7 protein-coding genes and 2 pseudogenes are annotated in these 6062 nt (G+C 48.6%); all 9 read right to left on the minus strand.

Annotated elements, in window-relative coordinates:
* Nucleotides 1-5 precede the first annotated feature (5 nt).
* Nucleotides 6-794, minus strand: a pseudogene (locus DDT56_RS25075) (phage tail protein); the annotation flags it as partial.
* Entirely contained in the window at nt 791-1402 is a 612-nt protein-coding gene (locus DDT56_RS17295; protein ID WP_136167665.1) for a phage tail protein I, read from the minus strand. The pseudogene DDT56_RS25075 and the gene DDT56_RS17295, both read right to left, overlap by 4 nt.
* Nucleotides 1395-2303 carry a baseplate assembly protein gene (locus DDT56_RS17300; RefSeq protein WP_136167666.1) on the minus strand — a complete coding sequence of 303 codons (909 nt, stop codon included), beginning with the start codon at nt 2301-2303 and terminating at the stop codon, nt 1395-1397. The genes DDT56_RS17295 and DDT56_RS17300 overlap by 8 nt, the downstream gene beginning before the upstream one ends.
* Nucleotides 2304-2307: 4 nt before the next feature.
* On the minus strand, nt 2308-2649 hold the full coding sequence (locus DDT56_RS17305) for a GPW/gp25 family protein (protein ID WP_136167667.1): 342 nt from the start codon (nt 2647-2649) through the stop codon (nt 2308-2310).
* Nucleotides 2646-3287, minus strand: coding sequence for a phage baseplate assembly protein V (locus DDT56_RS17310; RefSeq protein WP_136167668.1), 642 nt, complete (start codon nt 3285-3287; stop codon nt 2646-2648). The genes DDT56_RS17305 and DDT56_RS17310 overlap by 4 nt, the downstream gene beginning before the upstream one ends.
* A gap of 151 nt (nt 3288-3438) precedes the next feature.
* A complete protein-coding gene (locus DDT56_RS17315) occupies nt 3439-3666 on the minus strand; it encodes a retron Se72 family effector protein (RefSeq protein ID WP_136167669.1) in 228 nt (75 codons plus the stop codon).
* A complete protein-coding gene (locus tag DDT56_RS17320; protein ID WP_136167670.1) occupies nt 3663-4841 on the minus strand; it encodes a reverse transcriptase family protein in 1179 nt (392 codons plus the stop codon). Before DDT56_RS17320 ends, DDT56_RS17315 begins: the two co-directional genes overlap by 4 nt.
* A 40-nt stretch (nt 4842-4881) precedes the next feature.
* Complete coding sequence (locus DDT56_RS17325; protein ID WP_136167671.1) at nt 4882-5082, minus strand: hypothetical protein; 201 nt, start codon at nt 5080-5082, stop codon at nt 4882-4884.
* 488 nt (nt 5083-5570) lie between these two features.
* A pseudogene (locus tag DDT56_RS17330) lies at nt 5571-6026 on the minus strand (phage virion morphogenesis protein).
* Nucleotides 6027-6062 lie beyond the last annotated feature (36 nt).

The raw sequence follows: 6062 nt of genomic DNA on the forward strand, positions 1-6062 counted from the left end.
AATTCACCCGATAGCGTGCCGCCCGTGAGCGGCAATTTTTCGGCCAGTGATTTCAATACGGTGGTAGAAAAATTCGGGTCATTCCCCATCGCTTTTGCCAGCTCTTGCAGCGTGTCCAGCGCACCCGGCGAACCGTTTATCAATGCGGAGATAGCGGCTTTAACAAATGCCGTGGTCGCAATCTGCGTGTTGTTGACGGTTTGTGCTGCGGTAGGCGCCGTCGGCGTTCCGGTCAGCGCCGGGCTGGCTTTCGGCGCATACTGGTTATGTGGATTAGCGGTGGCAAGGTGCGCTTTCATCAGGTTATCGGCATAGGCTTTTACCTCGATCACCGCATTATCGACATAACCCCGCGTTGCCAGCACTACCGACGGGTCGATTTTCAGCGTCACGGCGTCGGTGCTGCTGACAATCAGGATCATGCGCACGGTCTGGATCCGTCCGCTGCCCTCTTGTAACTGCGGTTTGTAGGTTTCCGGGCAGTTGGCGATCGCCATCAGATTACCGTCGGCATCGTACAGGCCGATTTCACGTATCCAAAATCCCCCCTCAGACTCAGGGATAACCTGCTCGGCGATAATCTGGCTGGGGTTTTTCGGGTCAACGCTCAGGGTATTAATCGCCGCCCGCCGCTTTTCGTTAATCAGTTTTGTCTGTGCCGGGTTCGGCGTTGGCAGCGTGCCGTTGCCATCACCGACGCCCATCTGGGTAATGTTCAGTCGATTACCTAAAGCGGTGGCGTTTGCCAGTTTGGCGGCGCCAATATTGGTTAACAGGGCAAAATATTTACTCATGCGGTTACGCTCATGCTGTCGATTAAATGAATGCCTGCGCCGGTCACATCCCGACCGGAAACAGTGATGATTTCAGGGAAATAGGGGTAAACCGTCAGGTCGTCGCCACTGTAGGTGGCGGCGGAAACATACGCGGCGCCTTGTGTGTCAAGGTTGATATTCAGCCCCAGCAGATGACGCGATGCGGGCTTGGCGTCGGCAATCAGCCGTTCCAGCTCGTAAAAAGTTTCCTCGGTGATGCCGCTGTCCTGCACGCCGATATCCAGGCGGAACGTGCCGGGGGCGTCGCCGTTTTGCCACCATTCGACAATGCGGATCAGATAGCCGAACGGCTCCACCACACGGCGTAACGCGCCGATGGTGCCTTTGTGACGATGGATAAAAAATGCATCGTGGATAACCTGACGTTTGAGGCTGTCCGGCCACGCCTCATCCCAGCGGTCAACGGAAAACGCCCATGCCAGATAGGGCAGCAGGTGTGCCGGGCAGGTGTCCGGGTTCCAAAGCTGACGCAGGGGCAGCGGTGTTCGGGTAATCTCCGCGCAGGCAGTAGCGGCGGCGACTTCCAGCACTGACGAACCGGGCGGTAACAGGCGGTTATCACTCATCGGCGCCGCCCAGCGTTAACCGATAGCCGGAACAATAGGACGCCTGTGCATCGTTCAGCACGATATCCGCGGCGGGTTTCGCCAGCTCGACCCGTTGGACGCCCTCAACGTGCAGCGCGGCGTAAATGGCCGAGCGGCGAATATCCCGCCCTAATCGGTGCTGCGCGCTGATATAGGTTTTCAGCTTTTGCTCTGCGGCGGCGCGGATGGGTTCGGCTTCCGGCCCCGGATACAGGTACAGCGTGGCGTCAATCTCATACGGCACAATCGCGGCCGACTGCACCGTTACCCGGTCGGCCACCGGGCGCACGTCTTCGCCGTTCAGCGCGGCGGTGACAATGGCGATCAGTTCCTGGCTGGCCGCGCCGTTACCCTCGCGTGATAACACTGATACGTTGACGCTGGCCGGGCTTGGGCTGATAACCGACACATCAGCGACGCGCCCGTCGGCGCTGCGTCCGTGATACTGATAGGCGCCGACCGAGCCGGCCACGCTTAAGCCCTCGAAAGACTGCTGTATGCGCAGGCGATAATCGCTGTCGCTTTCCATCACCGCAGGCGTGGGTGGCAGCGTCGAGTCATCAGCCGGGGTGATCACCAGTCGGGCGACGTTAAAGTTTGCGCCGAGCTGGTCGAGATCGTCATCCTGCGCAAAGGCCACCATCACGGCGCGCGCGGCTTCATTGACGCGCTGACGCCATAGCAGTTCACGATAGGCATTTTCCTGTAACAGTTTGACCAGCGGCTCAGATTCCAGCGTCAGCGTACGGGCGACGGCGGCGCGCTGGTCTTCCGGGTAAAGCGACAGCAGCGTCGCTTTTCGCTCTTCATAAATCGTTTCGTAATCCAGTTCTTCCACCACGGCAGGCGCGGGCAACTGGCTTAAATCAATCATCGCCATCGTGTCAGCTCACAGGAACGGAAAGGGAAAAGGGGCGGCGGTCGGCCAGTACGCCGGTAATATCGACGGTTAACGTCCCGTCAAAAGCGCTGTCCAGATTGATGGCCGTCAGCGTGATGCGCGGCTCCCAGCGCAGCAGTGCCATATAACAGGCGGCCATCACCTGCAATTTCACGGCGGGGTTTTGCGGCTGGTCGATTAAGGCGGACAGCAGCGAACCATAATCACGGCGCATCACCCGCGAACCAACGGGGGTGATGAGAATATCGCGCACGCTTTGGCGGATATGTTCAAGGTCGCTATTGGTCTGGCCGCTGTCGCGGTTCATGCCGGAATAGGTTGTCATTGCGTCCCTTCCGTCCAGCTATCGCCACGCTGCACGCCGCCATGACCGTGTTTATCAATCTGCACGCCGTTGGATTTGAACTCGCCGCCGCTGTGGGTGATATTGCCTTTCATGGCTCCGCCTTTTTGTACTTCCAGCGTGCCCGTCGTCAGCTTATTGGTGCAGACCACTTCCGGGGTATCCAGCGTGATGCGCGTCTCTGCTTTCACCAGTACCCGCGGCACAGTGGCGGTGATGGATGTTGATGCGGTAACGTCGGCGGTTTTAATCCCGCTGACGGTCAGCGCCCCGGTTGCCGGTTCATACTCGACCACCGCGCCGTCGGGAAAGCTGACGTGATACGCATCAGCAGAGGCTGACGGTGCGGGGTTCTCATCGGAATAGATGCCGGGCAGGACAAAGGCGGTATCCAGTTCACCGCCGATAGACAGGATCAGCACCTGCTCGCCAACGGACGGCGCCCACCAGTCGCGGGAGCATCCGGCGCGCCGGGTCAGCCAGTGCAGCCAGTCGGTGGTCATTTCCCCGGTCTGCACCCGGCACAGGGCGTCAACCGTGTTGACGTGGGTGACGACGCCGACACGGATCAGATTGCGCAGCAGGCGCATAATTTCGGTAAGGGTGGCTTGAGTGTTCATGGAGGAAAGGATGCATTGCTCCATGAATAAGAACAATTAGTTACTTTTTACTCATATTCCACACAACGAATAGAATAAACAATGAGGACTGTATGATGATTTTTATGCTCATAGAGTAAAAGGGTGACATGAAAAACTGCACCCCTAAAAATTATTTATTTTCGGATTTTGATTTTTTTATATTATAAGCTCTTGGTCCTTTAGGTTTCTTAATTATCGTAAAAATTACTTCATCACCAGGGTAAAGAGTTTTATTATCTTCTATAATTTCATTATAAAAGAAAAAAACATCCTTTCCTTTTTCTCTTGAAATGAACCCGAAACCTTTAAATGAATCAAAAGTTTTTACAACTCCATGAGAAAAAATGCCATCATTCATAACCAACTCGCCCTCTTTTTAGGTATATTTTTAAAGTGCTGTTTCAATTTTCTTCTCCACATGCGGGATAGGTTTTTTTCACTTCTTGACAAAATTCCCAGTTTATAAAAAACCCTATTTATCCTATCAATCTCTCCATAGGTAAGAGTCTTTGATGATGGGATTTTCAATAATCTATTACATTCATGTACAATTTTTTTTCTCTCACTATCATCATATAACGGAAGTATACTTGCTAGTTTTTCTCTTAGCGCCTTATGGTTAGACTGATCTAATCTCTTCAGTTTAGCTACAAGCCCAGATGCTTTGTTCCATAATTCATGGTAACTTTCATTTGTCATTGATTCGTTATATTTTTTAAAACATGTATGTACTAGTAATCGAATAAATCGACGCTCTTTTTTTGTCGTTTTCGGATTCGTATGCCCAATCCATAACCCTGTTACTTGAAAGCCACCTTTCATATTTTTATTATATTCTATTTTCTTTTTTTTATTGTTACTTTTAAACCCGTACTGTTTGAACATACCAACTACTTTTTTGATGCTTTCTGAAATAATCTCTTCTGGTAAAACGCAGCACGCTGACATTGTTACATCATCAAGTAATCGTGTATAATATATTTCTTTCCCCCTTAAACTAGAAACAATAGAATACTCAGTATTAAAAAAAACCAAATTAGCAAGGTAAGAAGAGGTGCAAGCACCCTGAGGCACTTTATTTTTAAAAGTTGTTAAATCTGTCAATACCTTACTCACATCATCTGGGAATTTAAAGAAATATTTAAATATATCAAAAACTTTATCGTATTTTATATTATCATAAAAGGATTTAATGTCTAAATTAATAAGCGTTGATGGGCTATTAACTGAATGTGTCCTTGCGTTCTCTACATAATCTCTCTTATCAACACTGTCTTTAATCCCTCCCTGTAAATAAATAGGGAATTGGATAGCTTCAAAAATTCTTGAATTTATTCTTTTTTGTATTTTTTTTAAATTTAATTTTGGCTCGTATACCGTTCTAGTTTTGTTTTTTGAAGGTATATCAAATTTAGTATAAGATGTATCAACGTTACTAACGATAACATTTAACATGACCTCATTAATGCCTAATGTTTTTGCTAATGTCGATACGTCGGATATGGGGTTGTGAGGATAATACGGTTTATCCATTTAAAATGTCTCAATATATAGTGGTAAAATGGGTTAGGAGTTAGATGAGAACGCAGTAAAGCTTAATTAAAGCTGCTACGAACGCAACATAAGGTCCTAATGCTACTAACATAGTCATTAATTCCCTATTTTTGTTTGAGTCAACTTGCTTTTCAACCAAATCACTATCTCTAGCGGAGTCAGTCAAGCTCTTTTCAACATCAAATGCCAATTTCAGGTTAAATCTATACTTCTTTTTCATGATATTACCTCATCTTAGATGCAAAATTGCATCACCAGACCGAAGCAATCATTTGTGGACGAATATATTGACTCAAACAACTCCTAACCCGTTACACCAGACAAATGTCGCATATATTAGCTCTCTATTTTATGAGGGATGCTCACTTTCATAGGAACGTTATAATGCACCAGGAGGCCGGTCATGATCTCGTAACGAGATCGCCATGACTAAAAGTCATAGCGTCGATATCCACATATACCTAATGACATTTTTAAAGAGCAGCAACAGGCGAAATACACCCGATATGTTGCATAACAAATATAATCCTATATGTATTAAAAAAGCAATAGTAAAAAAATTTTTTTTATTTTCCACAATAATTATTATCACTGTAATTATATCGATACTTTATTAGATATAAAAGATATATACTCTTAGCAAGAACACTAAAAACAGTCTGTATTCGTAGGAAGTCGCAGATTTTAATCGTTTTTACGTATAGGCGCTTATTTAGACTGTGAAAAATGCTCTATCAGCAATCTTTCGACTTCCTTTACCTCCCGATCGCTAAACCCCAACAGCGGCCTTGCCTCATACTGCATATCGTCACTATGGCGGTTAGGGCGATCGCGCAGGCCGTAGTGATGTACCCGCGCCATGCGCTGAACCCGTCCGACAAACTCCACGCTTGCCGCGTCTGATGTGCCTTTGGCTTTCAGGTACTTGGTGGTGCGCAGTTTCTGGAACATCTGACGCTTAACCCGGCCTTTTTTGCCCTTAATCGGCTGCGCTTTGCGTGGGGCGTAGGGCGTGCCGTCCGGTTCCTGCTGCTGTTTGATGTGCTATTGCTGACTGTTGCGCAGGGCTTTTGCCACCTTTCCGGCCAACTGTCGGCGCCTCGCAGGGGATAGGCTGGCAAGTAGCCCGGCCAGATTATCGTCAAAGGGCCTCAGCTCATTCATGCCACTGGCTCACTAATTCGCCATGAATGTATAACG

The organism is Brenneria corticis (assembly GCF_003115855.1).
GTDB lineage: Bacteria > Pseudomonadota > Gammaproteobacteria > Enterobacterales > Enterobacteriaceae > Brenneria > Brenneria corticis.